The sequence below is a fragment of the Pseudarthrobacter sp. 01T43 genome (assembly GCF_056398665.1).
Genome location: NZ_JBFTPV010000017.1, coordinates 40964 through 60466, shown reverse-complemented (window position 1 = coordinate 60466; position 19503 = coordinate 40964). Strand labels below are relative to the sequence as shown.

Genomic DNA, 19503 nt, shown 5'->3' with positions numbered 1-19503 from the left:
GTCGCTGGGCGACCTTCAGTGCCCGATGCGCCGCGATGCGCTCCTACGCGAAAGACCGCCGCCCTGCTCGTATCCGTCACACAGTCCGGTGCCCCAACGCAAAAGGCCCCAGGGGTGGCATCCGGAAGCGTGCGTCAAAGCGACGAAGTGGGCCCACACCGACCGGGTTCCCTAGCCGAGCTTGCGAGGTCAGGGGGACGGTGGGGCGCAGCACGCGGAGGATGTCAGCCGTGGGGCCTCACCGTGGTGGTTTAGCGGGAGCGCTGGCGGAGGCGCTGCATGTCCAGGATGACCACGGCGCGGGCTTCGAGGCGGAGCCAGCCGCGCTGGACGAACTCAGCCAGGGCCTTGTTGACGGTCTCGCGGGATGCGCCAACCAGCTGCGCCAGTTCTTCCTGGGTGAGTTCGTGGGCCACTAGGACGCCGTCGGTCGCCGGGCGGCCGAAGCGGTCTGCCAGGTCCAGGAGTGCCTTGGCGACACGGCCCGGTACGTCGGAGAAGACCAAGTCAGACAGCGAATCGTTGGTGCGGCGCAGGCGGCGGGCCAGGGCCTGCAGCAGCTGGGCTGAAACCTCGGGGCGGGTGCGCAACAGGCCGTTGAGGCTCTCGTTCTTCAGGCCGGCCAGGCGGGTCTCGGAAACTGCCGTGGCCGTGGCCGTGCGGGGGCTGGGATCAAAGAGTGCCATTTCGCCGAACAGTTCGCCCGGGCCCAGGATGGCGAGCAGGGATTCGCGGCCGTCGGGGGACGTGCGGCCCAGCTTCACCTTGCCGGAGACGATGAAGTAGAGCTGATCGCCCTGATCGCCCTCGCGGAATACCGAGGCACCGCGGGAAAGGTCGACCTCGGTCAGCTCATCGGTCAGCAGCCGGAATGCCTCGTCGTCAAGCGTTGCGAATAGTGGTGCTCGGCGCAGTACCTCGATGTCCATGAAATCTCCCAAATAAAAAGTGTCGGCTGTGGCGCTTGTGCCATTGTTTCAGAATTTTCAAGGTTCTGTGACGTACTTGGCAGCGGAAACGGCGCTGAAGGCGTTCAGGCAGGCCAGCCGATCGCTGTGGCGGTCGCCTTGGAGCAGCTTTTTACGCCGTTGAGCGCCGGGATCCGGCAGCATCGGGCACCGCACAGAAGAATGTCAGCGTCCGCCACTAGAATTGGGTCTCAACTGTAGTAGAGGAGCGTCAGTGTTTGGCTTGACCGTTCTGGACCTGGCGCTGATCCTGGCCCTGCTGTCTTACCTGATCTATGGCCTGCGCAACGGCTTCCTGGTCACGCTCGGCGGAATCGCGGGTTTCGCTGCGGGYGCTGTGGCTGCCTTTTTTGCTGTACCCCTCGTCAGCGAGTTTGTGAGCGACTCCGGGTGGCGGCTCACGGCCATCGTGGCCGCTGCGGTCGTACTGATGGCCATGGGGCATGGCCTGGGGACCATGATCGGGCGGAAAATCCGCGGCGTAGTGCGGATCCAGCCACTGCGTGCCGCGGACCGGCTGGTTGGCGGCGCCGTCAATGTGGTGGTGTCAGCGCTGGTCATGTCCATGCTGGCCTTCAGCGTCAGCTCCCTGGGCGTTCCCTTTGTCTCCCAGCAGCTAGCCGAGTCCAAGGTGATCCGCTACATCGACGGCCTGACGCCAGTCCCGGTCAAAGCAACTCTCGCGCAGCTGCGTTCAACGGTGATCGGCAACGGCATCCCCACATTGATTGAGGGCCTTGGCCAGGGACCCCAAGTGGCCGTGCCTAATGCCAGCACCAACACGCCCGCCCTGAACCGGGCAGCCGAGTCGGTCCTGAAAATCGCCGGAACGGCCTACCAGTGCGGCCAGAACCAGACCGGCACCGGCTTCGTGGTTTCCCCGGGACGGGTTGTGACCAACGCCCACGTGGTGGCGGGCGTGTCGCAGCCGGTGGTGGAGATCCCCAACGGTGGAGCAATGCCCGGGCGCGTGGTCTACTTCGACACCCGGCATGACCTCGCCGTGGTGGCCGTCGACGGGCTGCCGTCCGAACCGCTGGCCCTGGCATCTGACCTTCCCAATGGCAGCCAGGCGGCCTTCGCCGGATACCCCCACGGCGGTCCGTTCAAGTCCAACCCCGCCACGGTCCAGGACATTGCCTCGGTCCTGGTGCCTGATATCTATGGCCAGAACCCGGCTCCTGAGGACATCTACCGGCTGGCGGGAAACGTCCAGCCCGGGAACTCCGGCGGTCCGCTGCTGACCACGGATGGACAGGTGGCTGGCGTCGTCTTCGCCAAGGCGACCTCCGACGCCGAATTGGGCTTCGCGATCACCATGGGTGACCTCTACCCGGTGGCTTCGCAGGCTGCCGGCTTCAGCACAACGGTTTCCTCGGGGCAGTGCATCCAGAAGTAGCAGCCCACTCTGAACCCGCGGACACCCAGGGTTAGAGGGCTTCGGCCAGGTAGTCGATGGCGAGCTTGTACCCGAACACGCCGGCTCCAACGATCACCGCGGCGCACACCGGCGACAGGTAGGAGTGGTGCCGGAATTCCTCACGCTGGTGCACGTTGGTGATGTGTACCTCGACGGCAGGCAGCTGCACCGCTGCCAGGGCGTCGCGCAGGGCAACGGACGTGTGGGTGAAGGCACCCGCGTTCAGGACAATGGCGACGGCGTTGGTGCGGGCCGCGTGGATAACGTCCAGCAGGACACCCTCATGGTTGGACTGGACGCATTCGACGTCGAATCCATGAGCCTCCGCGGCGGTGGCAGCAAGCCGTTCGACGTCGGCGAGCGTGGAGGTGCCGTACTTTTCCGGCTCGCGGGTCCCCAGCAGGTTGAGGTTGGGGCCGTTGATCACCAGGATGGTGCCGCGCCGGCTGGCGTCGCCGCCGGTGGGAGAAGTGGATTCGGAAGCGGGGGAAGCGGCATCAGTCATGGCTCCAATCTACCCGTCGGATTCTGCACGATCATTCGGGCCGGCCGGGTCCACGGGGCCGGATTGCCGGCGCCCGCGGACCGCGGAACGTCAATGATGGTGCAGAATCCGGCGCCTGCCCGCTACAACGCTACGAACTCCAACACCAGCGCATGCTCCGGGTTGAGGAGGGGCATCGGCAGGCCCACCTCGGCCAGGAAACGCCCGTTGGCCTCGGCCCCTTCCGCGAGCCAGACCGAGGGACGGACCTGTGTGAACGTGTGGGCGTAGTCCGCGTCGCCAGGCCCCGGGAAGATGGCTTCCACCCGGTAGTCACGGTCCGGCTCCAGCCCGGGGATGGTGACCCGGCCGGTCTTTTCGGCGAAGGAGGTGCCCGTGCTGACCAGGGCGAACAGCGCGGCCGTCGTGCCCGGTGTAACAGTGCACGGTGGAACAGTGGGAAGCGGAACGGTGCCCGGTGGAACGCCCGGTCCGGCCGGGGCAGCAACCGGAGCCACCACGCCGTGCAGCATCAGTGAGGCGTCCGCAACGTCCGCGCGGACCATGCGCCCGGAGTGGATCAGGCCGCGGTGCTCCTTGTAGAGCGCGATGAAGCGTTTGAGTTCGGCCCGCTCGGCGCCCGCCACCTGCCGCACGTCCCACTCCATGCCGAAGTGCCCAAACAACGCCGTGATGGCGCGGAACGAGAGATCGTGCGTGCGGGCCGTGGTGTGCGAGGTGGAGGGCCCGATGTGCCCGCCCACCAGCTCCGGCGGCACTACCAGCCCGGTCCAGCGCTGGATGGTCTGCCGTTCCAAGGCGTCGTTGCAGTCCGAGGCCCAGATCCGGTCCGTCCGCTCCAGGATCCCCAGGTCAACGCGGGCCCCGCCGGAGGAACAGCTTTCAATCTCTACGCCGGGATGCGCCTTCCTGAGCTCGTCGAACAGGCGGTAGGCGGCGAGGGTTTGTTCGTGGACCGAGGCGCGGCCGGCGTGGCCGTGTTCCACCTGGTCCCGGTTCTGGTCCCACTTGAGGTAGCGGATGTTGTTTTCGCGCAGCAGTGCGTCGATGCGGTCAAAGATGTACTGCCAGGCGTCGGGGTTGACGAGGTCGATGACGTGCTGGTTCCGCCACTCGAGCGGCAGGCGCCCGCCGTCCTTGTGGGACAGGGCGGACGGGCCCACGATCCACTCCGGATGCGCGCGGGCAACGTCCGAATCAAGGTTGACCATTTCCGGTTCCACCCAGAGCCCGAACTCCATCCCGCGCGAGGTCACGGCCTCGATCAGCGGCGTGAGCCCGTCCGGCCAGAGCGATTCATCCACGTACCAGTCGCCCAGGCCGGCGTGGTCGTCGCGGCGCCCGCGGAACCAGCCGTCGTCGAGCACAAAACGCTCGACGCCGAGGTCCGCCGCGGAGTCCGCAAGTTCAATCAGCGAGGCCAAATTGTGGTCGAAGTAAACCGCCTCCCAGGTGTTCAGTACCACCGGGCGGGGCTTGCCCGCCCGGGCGCCTGCGCCGGCCGCGGCCGATGGCAGCACGTGGTGCGGGCGGGCCCGGAACCAGCTGTAGAACGCCTCGCTGATGCCGTCCAGGCCACGCTCCGAGTACGCCGCGAACAGTGCCGGCGTGGTGTAGCTTCCGCCGGGTGCGAGGATGACTTCTGCCGGGCCAAGGAGTTCGGAGCCGCCGATCATGGTGCGGCCGTCGCCGATGCTGTCCGCGAACTGCTCGTGGTTGCCGCTCCAGGCCAGGTGGGTGGCCCACACTTTCCCGTGGCGGTTGCCAAAGCCTGCCGTGCCGGCGGCAAAGAGAAGTGACGAGTCGTGTCCGGTGCGGCCGTGACGGCCGCTCCGCACCCAGGTGCCCTGGTGGATGGGGCGTCGCTGCGGGTGGCGTTCCCGGCACCAGCGTCCGGTCAGGTCCAAAAGTTCGACGGCGTCCGGCGCCACCGGGAGGACGGTCGCCAGCTCGTCGAGCTGGTAGGGGGTGGTGCCGTCGTTGATGACGGTGTGCCGCAGCTCCAGAAGGCCGCCATCGTGCAGTGTCAGGGAGGACGAGACGGTGAGGCCGGCGTCGGAGTCTGACTGGACAATAAGCGCGGAACTGCGGACAGCGGACGTCCCGTCGGCGGTGGCGCTCACCGTGCGGAGGCGGACCGAGAAATCGAGGCCGGCGACGCCGTCGGCAATGCGGTGGCCGCGGAGCGCGGGACGGCCGCGCCAGCCGGAGGCGGCCTGCGGCAGGAGGCCGGCGGGCACGGGGGTATCGGTGGCGGAGTGGGGGATCGGGTCGCCGAGGATGGCGAGGTCCGGCAGTGCGCTGCCCAGGTCCGCGCCCCAGTGGATGACCTCGGCCGCCCCGCTGTCGAAGCTCATCACCAGGCTGGTGCCGGCGGCACGGAGGTGGAGGGGGTCCATAGAATGCTGTCTTTCTGCGAGGGGTTTGAGTGGGACGGCTGCGCGCCGCGGGACACCGTGCCCGCGGCGCGCAGCCGGTAAAGCCGGGGCCTACTTGAAGAGGGCGTTGACCTGTTCGTTGATCTGGGTCAGGGAGCTGGCCGGGGCTTTGCCCGAGACCACTGCGTCCATGGCGGGCGTCATGATGCCCTTTACCTTGGCCGTGTTATCCGTGATGGGGTACAGGAACGTGGTCTTGTTCTTGACCTGCTCGGTGAACGCCGTGACGTCCACGCCCTTTGCCTTGAAGGCCTCCGCAGCCTTCTCGGAAGAGGCCTTCAGCGCGGGGAAGACAACTGCCTTCGAAGCGACCACGTCCTGGCAGTCGGCCGAGGCGAGGTACTCAACCCACTTGATCGAGGCGTCTTTCTTCTTTGTCCCGGCCCAGATTGAATCCGCCAGGCCGTTGAACATGGACGCACGCTTGCCTTCAGGGCCTACGGGGGTGGGTGCGATGCCCACCTCAAGGCCCTTGTAGCCCATGTACTGGCCAGTCATCCAGGAGCCGTGGGCGTTGATGGCGGACTTTCCTGCTGCGAAGGTGTCGGCCATGCTCGCGCCGACCGTGGTTTCCAGTTTGGGCATGTAGCCCTTGTCAGCCAGCCCCGCGAACCAGGCCATGCTGTTTTGGAACTTGGGATCGTCGTAGTTGTAGTGGGTGCCCCACGGGTTCTTGTCCGTGTGGGACCAGCCGGTGGTGTTGGTCAGGTAGCTCCATTCGGTCTGGCCGGAGGAGTCGCCGCCGCCGTTGAGGCCAAGGCCGTAGACAGCGACGTTGTTCTTGTCGAAGCCGGGCTCGTCGCCGCGCTTGCCGTTTTTGTCCACGGACAGGTGGGCGATGACCTTTTCGTAAGTGCCGCCGTCTTCCGGGTTCCAGGTGAGGGTCTTCATCTGGTCCTCCGTGACGCCGGCGCTGGCGAGCATGGCCTTGTTGTAGAAAAGGCCGATGGTGTCCCAGTCCTTCGGCAGGCCGTAGCGCTTGCCGTCCTGGCCCACCCAGAGGTCTGCGAGGCCCTCGTTGTACTTGGACACATCTACGTTGTCCTTCTTCACGGCATCGTCGAGGGCCAGCAGTTGTTTGTTCTTGGCGAGTTCGCCGTAGCGTCCCAGGTGGTTGGTGAAGACGTCCGGCGCGGTGCCGCCCACAAAACCGTTGGTCAGGGTGCTCCAGTAGTCGTCCCAGCCCCGCTGGGTGATCTTGACGGAGATGTCCGGGTTGGCCTTATGGAAGTCGGTGGCACACTGCTGGTAGGCGGGAAGCTGGTTGGCGTCCCACAGCCAGTAGTTGATCTCGCCCTTGGCCGATTCAGCTGAGGATGAGCCGCCGCCACAGGCGGACAGGGAGAGCGCGATGGCGGCGGCGACCGCGACGGCGCCGAGGGATTTCTTCATGGTTTCTGTTTCCGTTCGTGGGGGTGCGGGAGGGGAAATGGTTGGGGTGCTTATTTGATGCCGGAGAAGCCGATGGAATTGACGATCTTCTTGCCGAAGGCGGCGAAGAGGATGAGGACGGGAAGCGCCGAAATGAGGGTGGCTGCCATCAGGCCGGACCAGTCAGGGGATCCCTGCGGGGCCTGGGACTTGAAGACACCCAGGCCCACCTGCAGGACCCGAACGTCGTCCTGGGAACCCACCAGCAGCGGCCAGAAGTACTCGTTCCACTGGCCGATGAAGGTGAGCAGGGCCAGGGTGGCGATGGGGGCTGCGGCGTTGGGCAGCACAATCTGGAAGAAGATGCGCAGGTGCTTGGCGCCGTCGAGCATTGCCGCTTCTTCAACCTCGCGGGACATGTTCAGGAAGAACTGGCGGAGGAAGAAGATGGCGAACGGGGTCATAAAGGCGTACGGGAGGACCATGCCGAGCATCGTGTTGAGCAGGTCCAGGTTCTTGATCAGCAGGAAGTTGGGCAGCGCCGTGAAGATTGGCGGGACCAGCATGGTGCCCAGGAACAGGCTGAAGACGGCGTTCCGGCCTTTCCAGCGCAGCCGGGCGAAGGCGTAGGCGGCCATCGCGCTGAAGAACACGGCGCCGGCGGTGGAGATGGAGGAGAAGATCACGGAGTTGCGCAGGTACAGCCAGAAGTCGATGGCTGCCCCGGAACCGCCTTCCGCCACGGCTTCCGCCGGGCTCTGCAGCCCGAACACCCGCATAAAGGCGCCCCAGGTGAAGTCCGCCGGAAGCAGGCTTGCCGACTGGGCGGCCAGGGAGCTGTTGGTGGACAGTGCCGTTCGCAGTACCCACAGGAACGGGAGCACGGAGACGGCGATCGCCAGGACCAGGAGGGCCCAGGCGCCCGTGCGGCGGGCGTTGAACGGGCGACGGCGGCGGGCTGGGACGGTCGCTGCCGTGCGGCTGATGGTGGTGCTCATGCGGGACTCCTTAGTCCAGGTCCGACTCGTTGCCCTTGAGGAACTTCATCTGGATGAAGGCCACCAGGGCGAGGATGAGGAAGAGAATGACGGCGATGGCGGACCCGTAGCCGAAGTCCGACTCGGTGAAGGCGCGCTGGTAGATGTAGTACTGGATGACCCGCGTGGCGTTGACCGGTCCGCCCTGGGTGGTGACTGCCACCGTGTCGAAGACCTGGAAGGAACCGATCACGGTGACCACGAGGACCAGTACCAGGACCGGGCGCAGCAGCGGGATGGTGATCTTGCGGAACGTCTGGAACGCTGAGGCGCCGTCCAGTTTGGCGACTTCATAGAGGTGGCCGGGAATCGCCTGGAGGCCGGCGAAGATGAGCAGCGCGGTGTAGCCCATGTGGCGCCAGGTGTTGATCACCGCCTGCGTGGGGATGGCCCACTCCTCGCTTCCGAAGAAGGCGACGCGGGGGAGGCCGACCCATTCGATGAACTGGTTCACTACGCCGATCTGATAGTCGAGCATCCAGAACCAGAGCAGCGCCGCGATGACGTTGGACATCAGGTACGGCAGGAGCAGGGCGCCGCGGATCAACGTGGACTTCGCCACCTGATGCATCAGGAGGGCCAGTCCCAGCGCCAGTGCCGTTTGGAGGACGATGTTGAGGAACACGTACTGGCCGGTGACGGCCAGGGAATTCCAGAACAGCGGATCCTTGGCGATGGCCGTGTAGTTGTCCACCCCCACCCATTCCGGGTCACCGAGGATGTTGTACTCCGTGAAGCTCAGGTACACGCCGCGGATGGTGGGAACCACGTAGAAGAAGATGAAGCCGATCATGGCCGGGGCGATGAAGAAGAGAGCGATCTTAAGGTCGCCGAGCCGGCGGTAGCCGCCGCGGGGCAACGGAGCTCCGGTCTGCGGCCGGGCGGTTCGTGCGGGTTTGGCAAGGGTGGTCATCGTCGACCCTTTCCTGGACTGTGATGTGGATAACAACTGCGGAGAAATCTACACGAGTAGATTCATGCTGGCAAGTGTCTATATTTTGCTTAGATATAAAGGGTTTTATCCAACAAAGATGCCATTGACTCGAGTAGATTGTGGTGGAACACTGGGGGTCCTGATGGACAGCGCTTGCCCGCGGCTCGTTCACGACACCAAGGAAGGCAGACAATGACGTTTTCAATCGGCGTAGTAGGAGTTGGCCAGTTCGGCGGCCAGTTCGCGCACCTCTTCAACCTCCACCCCGGCGTCAGCGCCGTCCATGTAGTGGATGAGTTTCCGGAACGGGCGGCTGAGGCCGTAGACCGCCACCACCTGGCGGGGTCGAAAGCAAGCTTCGAGGATCTCCTCGCCTCCGACGTCGACGCCGTCGCCATCTTCACCCAGCGCTGGACGCACGGTCCGCTGGTGGAGCAGGCGCTCCGCGCCGGCAAGCACGTCTACTCAGCCGTCCCCATGGCCATTTCCGAGCAGGAAATCGCCAGGATCATCGCCGCGGTCCGCGACACCGGCCTTGTCTACATGATGGGGGAGACCAGCTACTACAACCCGGCCACCGTCTATGCCCGCAAGCAACATGCGGCCGGCAGGTTCGGGCGGATCTTCTACGCTGAGGGCGACTACGTCCACGACATGGACCTGGGCTTCTATGACGCCTACCGGTACAGCGGCGGTGAGCGCTGGAAGGAAACCGCCAGTTACCCGCCGATGCTGTACCCCACGCACGCGGTCGGGGGAGTTCTCGGCGCCGTCCCCGCCCATGCCGTCAGTGTCAGCTGCGTCGGGGTCAAGGACGACCGCAACGACGGGGTCTTCGACAAGGAGGTCAGCATGTTCGGCAACGACTTCTCGAACGCCACGGCCCTCTTTGAACTCAACGACGGCGGCGTTATGCGAACCAATGAGATGCGCCGCGTGGGCTACCCCTCACATATCAGGGAGTCCCGGTTCCGGTTCTTCGGGACGGAGGCCAGCTTTGAGCAGCTTGCAAACGTCTCGGTCTGGCAGGACAAGCAGGATGTCCACGACATTTCCGAACAGCTGGAGTCACGGCCCAGCATGTCCCTGGATGACCCGTCACTGGCCAACGTTGCACCGGAACTGAGGGACGCCTTCGTCTCCGGACTCTCGCCGGTCCATGAGGCTGACCGGCTTCCGGAGGAGTTCCGCGGCGCACCGAACGGCCACGAGGGAAGCCACCATTTCCTGGTGGACGACTTTGTGACAGCGGTCAATACCGGCACGCTCCCGCCGGTCAACGCCTGGACAGCCGCCCGGTTCACGCTGCCCGGTATCGTGGCGCACGAGTCCGCCCTCCGCGGCGGCGAGCGGCTGCCTATCCGTGACTTCGGCGACGCCCCGGGGATCTGATAGCTAGCATGTACAGCATGACGACTCCCACAGTGCAGACGCCCCGCGGCCCGGTGACGCGCAAGGACGTTGCCCGGTACGCGGGCGTCAGCACCGCCGTCGTCAGTTATGTGGTTAACGGCGGGCCCAAGAAAGTGGCTCCAGCCACGGAAGCGAAGGTCCAGGACGCAATCCGACGGCTGGGGTACCGTCCGAACGCTGCCGCGCGGGCCCTGAAATTGGGGTCGAGCGAAACCATTGGCCTGGTCATCCCGGACAACAGCAACCCCTTCTTCTCCCTGCTGGCACACGCCGTCGAAGATGCTGCCGCCGAACTGGGGTACGCCCTGCTGCTGACCAACTCCGATGGCAACCTCGCGAAGGAACTCCGGCACGTCCGGAACCTTGCGGCACGCCAGGTGGACGGCGTCATACTTTCCAGTGTTTTGATGGAACCGGGCCTGACGGACCTCGAATCGGCGGAGATACCTGTTGTTCTCCTGAACCATAGTGGCGACGCGCCCGGATTCAACAGTGTGGGCGTGGACCTGGTGGCGGGGGCAAAGTCGGCCGTTGAACACCTGATCGGCCACGGACACACCAGCATCGCCCTCGCCATGGGTACGAACACCGGCAACTACTATGACGGCCGTGAAGAGGGCTGGCTGCAGGCCCTGGCCGGGGCCGGCCTGCCGGAAGGCCCAGTCGTCCGTACCGCCTTCACCCGGGAAGGCGGCTACGCTGCAGGGAAACGCCTGCTGGCCTCCGCGGGGCGCCCGACGGCCATTTTTGCTACCTCTGACCTGCAGGCTGTCGGAATCCTCCGCGCCCTCCATGAAGCGGGGGTCGCGGTGCCCGGAGACATTGCGCTGGCTTCGTTCGACGGCTCGGCTGAAGCGGAGTACAGCTGGCCTCCCCTCACCACAGTTAAACAGCCAGCCAAGGCGATGGCGGAGGCCGCTGTCAGCGCCCTGATCGGAGCCCATCGCGGCCACGAATCGGAACACCTCATCTTTCCTGCCGAGTTACAGATCCGCCAGTCCTGCGGCTGCCCGTGAGGCAGGCCTCGGGGTCCTAGCCCGCGATCCGGACCTTGCCGACGCGCTCGCCGAGGATCCGTTGGGCGTCCGTGCCCAGGCCTGCGTCGCTGATGACTTCGTCCGCGTCGTCCAGGGCCGCGATGGTGCTGATGCCCTGGAGACCCCATTTGGTGTGGTCGGCCAAAACCACCACTTTCCGCGCCGCCGCCACGAACGCGCGGTCCGTCTCGGCTTCCAGGAGATTTGGCGTGGTGAAGCCGGCGTCAGCGTCCATGCCGTGCACGCCGAGGAAGAGCACGTCCAGATGCAGCTGCTTCAGCGCCGCCGTCGCAAGTGGTCCCACCAAAGCGTCCGACGGCGTGCGTTCGCCGCCGATGAGGATCACGGTCGAGGCGAAGCGGGCCGGGCCGGGGGACGCGTGGTGGAAAAGGTCGGCGATGCGCACGGAGTTGGTGACCACGGTGATCCGTGGACCGTTGACCAGTTCCTTGGCAAGGGCCCACGTGGTGGTACCCGCGCTGAAACCCACAGCCATGCCCTCGTGGACCAAGCCGGCCGCCTCCAAGGCAATGGCTCGTTTCTCAGCTGTGAGTTGCGTGGACTTGAGCTCGAAGCCGGGTTCGTGGGTGCTGACATCACCGGGAAGCTTGGCGCCGCCGTGGATGCGCTCCAGCCGGCCGCCTTCCTCCAACAACTCAATATCCCGCCGCACGGTCATCAGCGAAACCCCCAACTGCTGAGCCAAGTCCGAAACCCGAACAACCCGCTCCCGCTGAACAGCGTCAACAATGGCCTGGTGACGGGCAGCAGCGAGCATCGGGGCGGTTCCTTCAGGTAGGCGACGGGGCTGGGTCCAGTCTATGGCGCACCACGCTGACGCGTGGAAGTCATCCTCCGCGTGCTGCTCGTACCTCGCTCTGACGCACGCTTCCGGATAACTCCCACGTGTCAGCTCGCCGTGGTGGGTGGGACCCAGCCACTTTGCTGGCTGGCTCCCACCCGGATAGCTGCCCCTCCTTTTATTTCCTGAGGGAGGCCGCGATCTGTTGCATGACTGTGTTGTCGGCGAGGGTGGTGGCGTCCCCTACTTCGCGTCCTTCAGCCACGTCCTTGAGCAGGCGGCGCATGATTTTGCCGGAGCGGGTCTTGGGCAGTTCCGGGACCACGAGGATGGTTTTGGGTTTGGCGATGGGGCCGATTTCCTTGCCGACGTGGTTGCGGAGTTCCTGGACAATGGCGTCGCCGGAGTCCACGGCGTCGCCGCGGAGGATGACGAACGCGACGACGGCCTGGCCGGTGGTTTCGTCCGCGGCGCCCACGACGGCGGCTTCGGCCACGGCGGGGTGGGACACCAGGGCCGATTCGATCTCGGTGGTGGAGAGGCGGTGCCCGGAGACGTTCATAACATCGTCCACGCGACCAAGGAGCCAGATGTCCCCGTCTTCATCCTTCTTGGCGCCGTCGCCGGCGAAGTACATGTCCTCGAACCGGGACCAGTAAGTGTCCTTGAACCGTTCGGGGTCGCCCCAGATCCCGCGGAGCATCGCAGGCCACGGCTCGCGGATCACCAGGAAACCGCCATGGCCGTTGGGGACCGATTCGCCCATCTCGTCCACCACGTCCACGGCGATGCCGGGCAGCGGGACCTGCGCGGAGCCTGGCTTGGTGGCGGTCACGCCGGGCAGCGGGGCGATCATCTGCGCACCGGTTTCGGTCTGCCACCAGGTGTCAACAATGGGTGTTTTGTTGGCGCCGATGACGTCCCGGTACCACATCCAGGCTTCGGGGTTGATGGATTCGCCTACCGAGCCGAGCAGGCGGAGGGAGGACAGATCGTACTTGTCCGGGATGTCCCGGCCCCACTTCATGAACGTCCGGATGGCGGTGGGGGCGGTGTAGAGGATGGAGACCTTGTACTTTTCGATGATCTCCCACCAGCGGCCCTGGTGCGGGGAGTCCGGGGTGCCCTCGTACATGACCTGCGTGGCGCCGTTGATGAGCGGGGCGTAGGCGACGTAGGAGTGGCCGGTGACCCAGCCGACGTCGGCCGTGCACCAGTACACGTCGGTTTCGGGGTGCAGGTCGAACACGGCCCGGTGCGTGTAGGCGCCCTGGGTGAGGTAGCCGCCGGTGGTGTGCAGGATGCCCTTGGGCTTGCCGGTGGTGCCGGAGGTGTAGAGGATGAAGAGCGGGTGCTCGGAGTCATGCCCGACGGCGGTGTGCTCGTTGGAGGCGGCCCCGACGGTGTCCGCCCACCAGTGGTCCCGGCCCTCGTGCCAGTCCACGTCCTGGCCGTTGCGCTTGACCACCACGACGTTCTGGACGGTGTGCCCGTCGGCGGCGAGGGCGTCGTCGACGGCGGTCTTCAAGGGGCTGGGCTTGCCGCGCCGGTAGGTGCCGTCGGCGGTGACCACGAGTTTGGCTTCGGCGTCCTCGATCCGGGACCGCAGGGCCTCGGCGGAGAACCCGCCGAACACCACCGAATGCACGGCGCCGATGCGGGCGCAGGCCAGCAGCGTAATCACGGCTTCGGGGATCATCGGCAGGTAGACGGCCACGCGGTCGCCCTTTTCCACGCCGAGGGACTCAAACGCGTTGGCGGCCTTCTTCACCTCGTCGGTGAGCTGGGCGTAGGTGTAGGTGCGGGTGTCGCCGGGTTCGCCCTCAAAGTAGATGGCCACCCGGTCGCCGAGACCGTTCTCCACGTGCCGGTCCAGCGCGTTGTAGGCCGCGTTGACCTCACCGCCCACGAACCACTTCGCGAACGGCGGGTTGGACCAGTCCAGCGCCTGGTCGAAGTCCTTGGACCAGGTGAGCAGCTCCCGGGCCTGCCTGGCCCAGAAAGCCGGACGGTCGGCGTCGGCCTCTGCGTAATCGGCTGCGGTGACAACGGCGTCGGCAACAAACTCCGGGCTGGGGGCAAAAGTGCGGTTCTCGTGTAGCAGGTTTGAAATTGCGTCACCCTGCTGATCGCCGTGCTGGTCGCTCGGTACGGTAGCCGCGGGGGCGGTGGCGGTGGAGCCGGGAGTGTCCTGGGACATGGTGAACCTCATCATTCATCGGTCTTTTCTGCGGCTGGCCGCCACCCGCCGGGCTCGTCCGCTGTGTGCGGCGCGGGCAGGGCAGATCACGGATGTTCCGCAAACAGCTGTTCCGGAAACAAGCCTAATGCTTGAGCCTGCCCCAGCTGTGTCACCTGTCACAGTGCAGCCCGCGAACGGCATTTATTTAGCGGTGAATGGTTACGGAACTGCGCGGGGTGCGCTTCCACCGCCGCCGATCAGCTAGTGATCGGCCATGCGGTTGACTAGGCTGAGATTGAATTGTGACTTTCTACGGAGCTGTCCGATCCTGTGCATCACTGCCCCGGAACGGCGGCTGCCGCCGTTCCGGACGGCACAGTTGTTGGGACGGAACCGTCCCGTGCCGCCACGCTTAGGAGAACAGAATGAACCAGCAAATCGTCGGCCAGGGACCTGGCCGTGCAACGGAGGCATGGCCTGACGCAACCGACGGGGGCGGCGCGGCCAAAGATCCGCAGCGGCCGGCGGTCGCCAAGCCCGGCACCACCAACCAGGCCGTGCTGGGCCCCTTCACCATCCGGGACCTGACCGTTTTCGCCGCCACCCTGGTTCTCCTTGTCGCCTCGCTGCTTCCGGTCTTCTTTGGACGGTTCAACCTTTGGAACGCCGGCAGCCTGTTCTTCCTCGGCCTGGGCATTGTGCTGCCGCTGATCGTCACCGCCCTTTTTGTCGCCCGCCGGCTCGCCCCTGGAACGAAGGTCCGCATCGGGTCGCTGTCCGTCGACCAGTTCGCTTCCGTGGTGGCGTCCTTCGCCTTGGCATTCTTCTTTGTTTCCGCCGCCGCTGGCTATGTCCCGAGCCTCCTGGTTGGCCTCGTGGGCTCCGTGATCCTGTTCGCTGCGACGGTGCTGAGCCGCTTCATCCCGTTCTTCTCCGGCGACTTCCTGGGACGCGACGAAGCGACGGCCCACGTTGTGGCCCGCGAATCGGCCGTCCCGCTGCCCAAGCCGCATACACCCAAGGAACCCAAGCCTGCTGCAGAAGCTGACTCCGGATCCAAGCGGGGGTTCGGAATCCCTGCCGGGCTTTGGCCGTCCAAGCATTCCGATGCGTCTGCGAAGACCGCTTCCGCGCCGGAAGCTTCGGCGCCCGCCACTGCCACGCCCGCCACTGCCACGGGCGCTGCTGCCGGTACCGCAGCTCCGGCGGCCGCAGCGGTGTCCCCGGCCCCTGAAATCAGGGAATGGACTGCCGCCGGTGACCCGACCCCGGCAACCCAAGCCGCCGACGTCGTTCCTACAGCATCGCCGGCAAACGACCACGCCGCGTCCGCCGCCGAGGAGACCAAGCTGGCTGACATCCCGGCCGCAGCCGCCGCCCCGGCTGACCGCGCGGCAGCGTCCGCTTCCGCTGCGGCACCCGTTCCCGAGGCAGCAACGCACGACGACGGCGCGCAGGTGCCTGCGCCGGCCCGCCAGTCTTCGGCCGAACCCGCAGCCACAGCAGTCCACCAGCAGGTGCGGAGCGCAGAGCCCATCGGTGCAACAGTGGACCCGGCCAGCCGGCCGGAAGAATCGGACGAGCCGGTGCACGAGCCCTTCTGGTTCGCCGTGGCGCAGCACCGCACGGCCGTCGACCCGCGGACCGGTGCCCCCGCATTCGTGATCGAACCCGGTGGTTGGGTGCTGGCACTCGAGGACCGCGGCCACGAATTCCTGGTCCAGCACACCGACGGACGGGTGGGCGTGCTGCACGACCTCAGCAACATCGAGCGCGGCTAGCCGGGCACGTGGCCACTTCACGTACGCCCGGCGGCGCCCCCGGGGTTGCCGCACCCCGCGGGGCCGCTGCGGAGTCATTGCTGGCGTTGAAGCGCCGGGCCCGGCGGATCAACAGGGCCTTGGCGGAGAAATACCCCTACGCCCACGCCGAGCTTGATTTCCGGAACCCGTTCGAGCTGGTTGTGGCCACGGTCCTGTCCGCGCAGACCACTGACGTGCTGGTCAACCAGGTCACCAAAATCCTGTTTGCCCGGTACCCGGATGCCCGGGCCATGTCCGAAGCCGAGCCTGCCGATCTGGAAGCGATCCTGCAGCCCACCGGCTTTTTCCGGGCCAAAACGAGAAATGTTCTGGCGCTGAGCAATCGCTTGGTGGACGAGTACAACGGCGAGGTGCCCGGCCGGCTGGAAGACCTGGTGACCCTTCCCGGCGTCGGACGTAAAACCGCGAATGTGGTGCTGGGCAACGCCTTCGGTATCCCTGGCATCACCGTTGACACGCACTTCGGCCGGCTGGCTCGGCGTTTCGGCTGGACCCTTTCCGAGGACCCGGTGCAGGTCGAGTTCGACGTCGCTGAGCTGTTCGAGCCGAGGGACTGGACCATGCTGTCGCACCGGGTGGTGTTCCACGGGCGCCGGGTGTGCCACTCCCGGAAACCGGCCTGCGGCGCCTGTCCAGTAGCCAACTGGTGCCCCAGCTATGGGGTCGGCGAGACCGACCCGGTCAAAGCGGCCAAGCTCCTCAAATACGAACTCGCCCCCGGCAGCGAAGCCCTCCTGGAACAGTTGTTGGCCGAGACTCACCGGGCCGCTGAAATCCGGATGGAATCACAAAGGCGGCTCCCGTGAGCGCACGCCAGGACCTGATCGAGTTGGTGCAGCGATCGGACAACGGCGACGTCACCGCGCCGAACACCGCGTGGGCCGCGCTGACCGTGGACGAAGCCATTGCCCGCAAGGCAGCCGTCCTAATGCTGTTCGGCGTGCTGGACGATATTCCGGCGGCCTCCAGCAAGCCCCTGGCCGCCGCGGACCTGGACGTGCTGCTGCTCGAACGCGCGCACACCCTGGGCTCACACCCGGGCCAGGTCGCGTTCCCCGGCGGCGGCATCGACGACGGCGAAACCCCGGTGGCCGCGGCGCTCAGGGAAGCAGAAGAGGAAACCGGGCTGGACTCGGCGGGAGTCGAGGTCCTGGGGAGCCTGCAGGAGCTTGGACTCGCCCGCAGCAACTTCCTGGTGACGCCCGTGCTCGGATGGTGGGCTTCGCCGTCGCCCGTGCACGTGGTGGACTACGGCGAATCCGCCCAGGTCTTCCGGGTCCCCGTCCGTGACCTCCTGGACCCCGTCAACCGGGTCACGGCAACAGTCAGCCGTGGCGGCAGGACCTTCAGCAGCCCTGCCTTCACCGTTTGCGGCGTTCTGGTTTGGGGCTTCACCGGAATCATCCTCGATGGCCTTTTCGAGCAGCTGGGCTGGGCCGTTCCGTGGGACCGGAGCCGCGAGCACGAGGTGGCGTTCTAGACGCCGGCCTAGCCGGTCTGCGGTTTGTGGCGCAGGTCCACAATAACGCCGGTCGCCGCGTTTTCACGCAACGCCTTGATGCCGTCCTTCAGCGCGCTCATGTGCTTGAAGTCGGGCGACACGGCCACAACATTGCCGGCCTTGTCAGTGAGCCTGAACCGATATGCCTCGTCGCCTGCTCGATGTATTTCAAATCTTCCGGCCATGATCCGGAACCCCCTTGGTATGCGCCATTGCATGAGTTTCCGGACGCTCGGCGTCCGGAACCACTGACTGTAACGCGGCCTCGGGGATCTGGCCAGCTACTCCCGGGTAGGTTACTTGGGGCTACTTTGCGTTGTCATAGGAGTCCACCACGGCCACGCTGACAGGGAATTCCACCGGGATGGGTCCGAACAGCAGCTCTTTCGCGGCAGCTGCTGCTTCCTCGATCGCGCGGATGCAGGCGGCGACGCCAGCCTCGGGGGCGTGGACCATCACTTCGTCGTGCAGGAAGAAGACCAGTTCCGCCTGAACGGAGCCGTCGGCACGCAGGGCCCGCAGCCGCCGTCGTAATTCCGCGAGCCAGCACGCCGCCCAATCGGCGGCGGATCCCTGCACCACAAAGTTGCGCGTGAAGCGGCCGCGGGAACGGGCGATCGATTCCGCACGGCGCTGCTCCTCTGCCGTGGCCGACTGCTGGCTCCGGAACCAGAGTTCCGACGGTGGCGGGCTGCTGCGGCCCAACCGCGTCGTCACGGTGCCGCCGGCCTCGCCGTCGCGGGCAGCCTGCTCCACAAAGCCAACGGCGTGCGGATAGGTCCGTGCCAGCTGCGGCATCAGGCGTCCGGATTCTCCCGTGGTGGCACCGTAAATGGCGCCCAGGAGGGCCATCTTGGCCTTGGCGCGGTCGCCGCCGAAACCTTGGGCGGCGATGCCCGCGTACAGGTCCTTGTCGCGCGCGGCCGCGGCCATTTTCGAGTCCTGCGCGAGAGCCACCAGCACCCGGGGTTCCAGCTGGGACGCGTCGGCGACGATGAGTTTGTGGCCGGGCTCGGCATGAACAGCCCCGCGGATCTGGCGCGGAATCTGCAGGGCGCCCCCGCCGCGCGAAGCCCAGCGCCCGGACACCACGCCGCCCACCACGTATTCGGGCTGGAAGCGGCCGTTGGTCACCCACGCGTCCAGCCAGGCCCATCCATTGGCGCTGTGCAGGCGGGACAACTTTTTGTAGGCGAGGAGCGGCTCGATGGCGGGATGGCTGGACTCCATCAGCTCCCACTGCCGCGTGCTTTTGACCTCGATGCCGTTGCGATGCAGGGCGCGCATCAGTTCCTGCGGCGAATCCGGGTTCAGCGCGGGGGAGTTGAGGAGGTCCCGCAGTTCGCAGTTCAGGGCTTCAAGCTTCGCCGGCCGGTGGCCCGGCTGCGGGCGGGGCCCCAGATAGTCGGTCAGGATCTGCTCATGCAGGTCTTCCCGCCACGGAACACCGGCGTGCTGCATCTCCGCAGCGATCATGGCACCGGCGGATTCGGCGGCAAGCAGCAATTGCAGCCGCTTCCGTTTGTTCTCTTCCGGGTTTGCGTCGGCCAGCGCCGCCTGCTGTGCGGCATACTCCGCGCGCAACTCCGCCAGGGTGTGGCGCGGAGCCCGCTGCCGGACATCCTCAAACAGTGCGCCCTGATCGGCCGGCGGGGGCGGCGGCTGGAGGGCGCGGGGCGGCTCCTGGGGATCGTCCAGCGGAGTCTTCTCCGCCTGCTGCGCGTATTCGGTGTGGGCGGTGAACTGCGAATACGACAGGATGGTGCCACAGAGGTTGAGGTCGTAGCAGCGCTCCACTTCCACCCCGGCGGCCAGCAGCGCGGGATACCAGTCCTGGGTGCGGTGCCAGATCCAGCGGGGAGCCGCCTCCCGTGGCCGGGTTTCGAAGTGGCGCACGACGCCGGGCAGCTCGCTTGCGCTGATCAGCCGCGGTTCGGGGCGGTCCGGGTGGGGATCGCCCGCCTGGGTGACCTGCTGGAGGGCAGCGCCGTGGGAGTGGGCGGCGAGCAGCAGGTACATGGGTTCAATTCTGCCTTGTGGCGGGGGTGTTGACGGACGGCAATCGCTGTGAC

The 19503-nt window shown here is 66.3% G+C and carries 16 protein-coding genes; 6 read left to right on the top strand and 10 right to left on the bottom strand.

The window, feature by feature from the left end; all coding sequences use genetic code 11:
• Positions 1–251: 251 nt before the first annotated feature.
• Positions 252–929: a Crp/Fnr family transcriptional regulator gene (locus tag AC1DIM_RS14870; protein ID WP_123254700.1), complete on the bottom strand. Its 678-nt coding sequence runs from the start codon at positions 927–929 to the stop codon at positions 252–254.
• A 253-nt stretch (positions 930–1182) separates the two neighbouring features.
• Here AC1DIM_RS14870 and AC1DIM_RS14865 point away from each other — a divergent pair, with 253 nt between their 5' ends.
• Positions 1183–2367, top strand: coding sequence for a MarP family serine protease (locus tag AC1DIM_RS14865; RefSeq protein ID WP_477711268.1), 1185 nt, complete (start codon positions 1183–1185; stop codon positions 2365–2367).
• 31 nt (positions 2368–2398) lie between these two features.
• On the opposite strand, the gene aroQ is transcribed toward AC1DIM_RS14865, so the two are convergent.
• From aroQ to AC1DIM_RS14840, 5 genes are all read right to left on the bottom strand, one after another.
• Positions 2399–2893, bottom strand: coding sequence for a type II 3-dehydroquinate dehydratase (gene aroQ, locus AC1DIM_RS14860; protein ID WP_477711267.1), 495 nt, complete (start codon positions 2891–2893; stop codon positions 2399–2401).
• A 122-nt stretch (positions 2894–3015) separates the two neighbouring features.
• On the bottom strand, positions 3016–5292 hold the full coding sequence (locus AC1DIM_RS14855) for an alpha-galactosidase (RefSeq protein WP_477711266.1): 2277 nt from the start codon (positions 5290–5292) through the stop codon (positions 3016–3018).
• 90 nt (positions 5293–5382) lie between these two features.
• Positions 5383–6723 (bottom strand): ABC transporter substrate-binding protein, encoded by a 1341-nt coding sequence (locus tag AC1DIM_RS14850; protein ID WP_477711265.1) that lies wholly within the window; start codon positions 6721–6723, stop codon positions 5383–5385.
• Between the two features lie 50 nt (positions 6724–6773).
• Positions 6774–7700 (bottom strand): carbohydrate ABC transporter permease, encoded by a 927-nt coding sequence (locus AC1DIM_RS14845; RefSeq protein ID WP_477711264.1) that lies wholly within the window; start codon positions 7698–7700, stop codon positions 6774–6776.
• A 10-nt stretch (positions 7701–7710) separates the two neighbouring features.
• Positions 7711–8652, bottom strand: coding sequence for a carbohydrate ABC transporter permease (locus AC1DIM_RS14840; protein WP_477711263.1), 942 nt, complete (start codon positions 8650–8652; stop codon positions 7711–7713).
• Positions 8653–8865: 213 nt separating this feature from the next.
• Between AC1DIM_RS14840 and AC1DIM_RS14835 the strand changes: the two genes are divergently transcribed.
• Both AC1DIM_RS14835 and AC1DIM_RS14830 read left to right on the top strand, forming a co-directional pair.
• Positions 8866–10065 (top strand): Gfo/Idh/MocA family protein, encoded by a 1200-nt coding sequence (locus AC1DIM_RS14835; RefSeq protein WP_477711262.1) that lies wholly within the window; start codon positions 8866–8868, stop codon positions 10063–10065.
• Positions 10066–10082: 17 nt separating this feature from the next.
• Positions 10083–11102 carry a LacI family DNA-binding transcriptional regulator gene (locus AC1DIM_RS14830; RefSeq protein WP_477711261.1) on the top strand — a complete coding sequence of 340 codons (1020 nt, stop codon included), beginning with the start codon at positions 10083–10085 and terminating at the stop codon, positions 11100–11102.
• 16 nt (positions 11103–11118) lie between these two features.
• Here the strand turns inward: AC1DIM_RS14830 and AC1DIM_RS14825 are convergent, their stop codons facing one another.
• The gene (locus tag AC1DIM_RS14825) at positions 11119–11901 is read right to left on the bottom strand and encodes a DeoR/GlpR family DNA-binding transcription regulator (protein WP_477711260.1); all 783 of its coding nucleotides are present in this window, start codon (positions 11899–11901) and stop codon (positions 11119–11121) included.
• A gap of 202 nt (positions 11902–12103) precedes the next feature.
• Positions 12104–14125, bottom strand: a complete 2022-nt coding sequence (gene acs / locus AC1DIM_RS14820; protein ID WP_477711282.1) for an acetate--CoA ligase — start codon at positions 14123–14125, stop codon at positions 12104–12106.
• A gap of 407 nt (positions 14126–14532) precedes the next feature.
• Between acs and AC1DIM_RS14815 the strand changes: the two genes are divergently transcribed.
• From AC1DIM_RS14815 to AC1DIM_RS14805, 3 genes are read left to right on the top strand one after another with little or no spacing between them, the layout of a single operon-like run.
• Positions 14533–15888, top strand: a complete 1356-nt coding sequence (locus AC1DIM_RS14815) for a hypothetical protein (RefSeq protein WP_477711259.1) — start codon at positions 14533–14535, stop codon at positions 15886–15888.
• Positions 15889–15896: 8 nt separating this feature from the next.
• Positions 15897–16736: an endonuclease III gene (gene nth, locus AC1DIM_RS14810; protein ID WP_477711258.1), complete on the top strand. Its 840-nt coding sequence runs from the start codon at positions 15897–15899 to the stop codon at positions 16734–16736.
• Entirely contained in the window at positions 16733–17410 is a 678-nt protein-coding gene (locus AC1DIM_RS14805; RefSeq protein WP_477711257.1) for an NUDIX hydrolase, read from the top strand. The genes nth and AC1DIM_RS14805 overlap by 4 nt, the downstream gene beginning before the upstream one ends.
• A gap of 8 nt (positions 17411–17418) precedes the next feature.
• On the opposite strand, the gene AC1DIM_RS14800 is transcribed toward AC1DIM_RS14805, so the two are convergent.
• On the bottom strand, positions 17419–17616 hold the full coding sequence (locus AC1DIM_RS14800; protein WP_477711256.1) for a YegP family protein: 198 nt from the start codon (positions 17614–17616) through the stop codon (positions 17419–17421).
• Between the two features lie 121 nt (positions 17617–17737).
• A complete protein-coding gene (locus tag AC1DIM_RS14795) occupies positions 17738–19450 on the bottom strand; it encodes a bifunctional 3'-5' exonuclease/DNA polymerase (protein WP_477711255.1) in 1713 nt (570 codons plus the stop codon).
• Between the last annotated feature and the right edge of the window lie 53 nt (positions 19451–19503).

Bases quoted from the DNA above. Each gene is read 5' to 3' on its own strand.
- AC1DIM_RS14795 (WP_477711255.1), bottom strand. From the start codon at position 19,450: ATGTACCTGCTGCTCGCCGCCCACTCCCACGGCGCTGCCCTCCAGCAG.
- aroQ (WP_477711267.1), bottom strand. From the start codon at position 2,893: ATGACTGATGCCGCTTCCCCCGCTTCCGAATCCACTTCTCCCACCGGC.
- AC1DIM_RS14855 (WP_477711266.1), bottom strand. From the start codon at position 5,292: ATGGACCCCCTCCACCTCCGTGCCGCCGGCACCAGCCTGGTGATGAGC.
- AC1DIM_RS14835 (WP_477711262.1), top strand. From the start codon at position 8,866: ATGACGTTTTCAATCGGCGTAGTAGGAGTTGGCCAGTTCGGCGGCCAG.
- AC1DIM_RS14850 (WP_477711265.1), bottom strand. From the start codon at position 6,723: ATGAAGAAATCCCTCGGCGCCGTCGCGGTCGCCGCCGCCATCGCGCTC.
- AC1DIM_RS14800 (WP_477711256.1), bottom strand. From the start codon at position 17,616: ATGGCCGGAAGATTTGAAATACATCGAGCAGGCGACGAGGCATATCGG.
- AC1DIM_RS14845 (WP_477711264.1), bottom strand. From the start codon at position 7,700: ATGAGCACCACCATCAGCCGCACGGCAGCGACCGTCCCAGCCCGCCGC.
- AC1DIM_RS14840 (WP_477711263.1), bottom strand. From the start codon at position 8,652: ATGACCACCCTTGCCAAACCCGCACGAACCGCCCGGCCGCAGACCGGA.
- AC1DIM_RS14815 (WP_477711259.1), top strand. From the start codon at position 14,533: ATGAACCAGCAAATCGTCGGCCAGGGACCTGGCCGTGCAACGGAGGCA.
- AC1DIM_RS14870 (WP_123254700.1), bottom strand. From the start codon at position 929: ATGGACATCGAGGTACTGCGCCGAGCACCACTATTCGCAACGCTTGAC.
- acs (WP_477711282.1), bottom strand. From the start codon at position 14,125: ATGTCCCAGGACACTCCCGGCTCCACCGCCACCGCCCCCGCGGCTACC.
- AC1DIM_RS14830 (WP_477711261.1), top strand. From the start codon at position 10,083: ATGACGACTCCCACAGTGCAGACGCCCCGCGGCCCGGTGACGCGCAAG.
- AC1DIM_RS14825 (WP_477711260.1), bottom strand. From the start codon at position 11,901: ATGCTCGCTGCTGCCCGTCACCAGGCCATTGTTGACGCTGTTCAGCGG.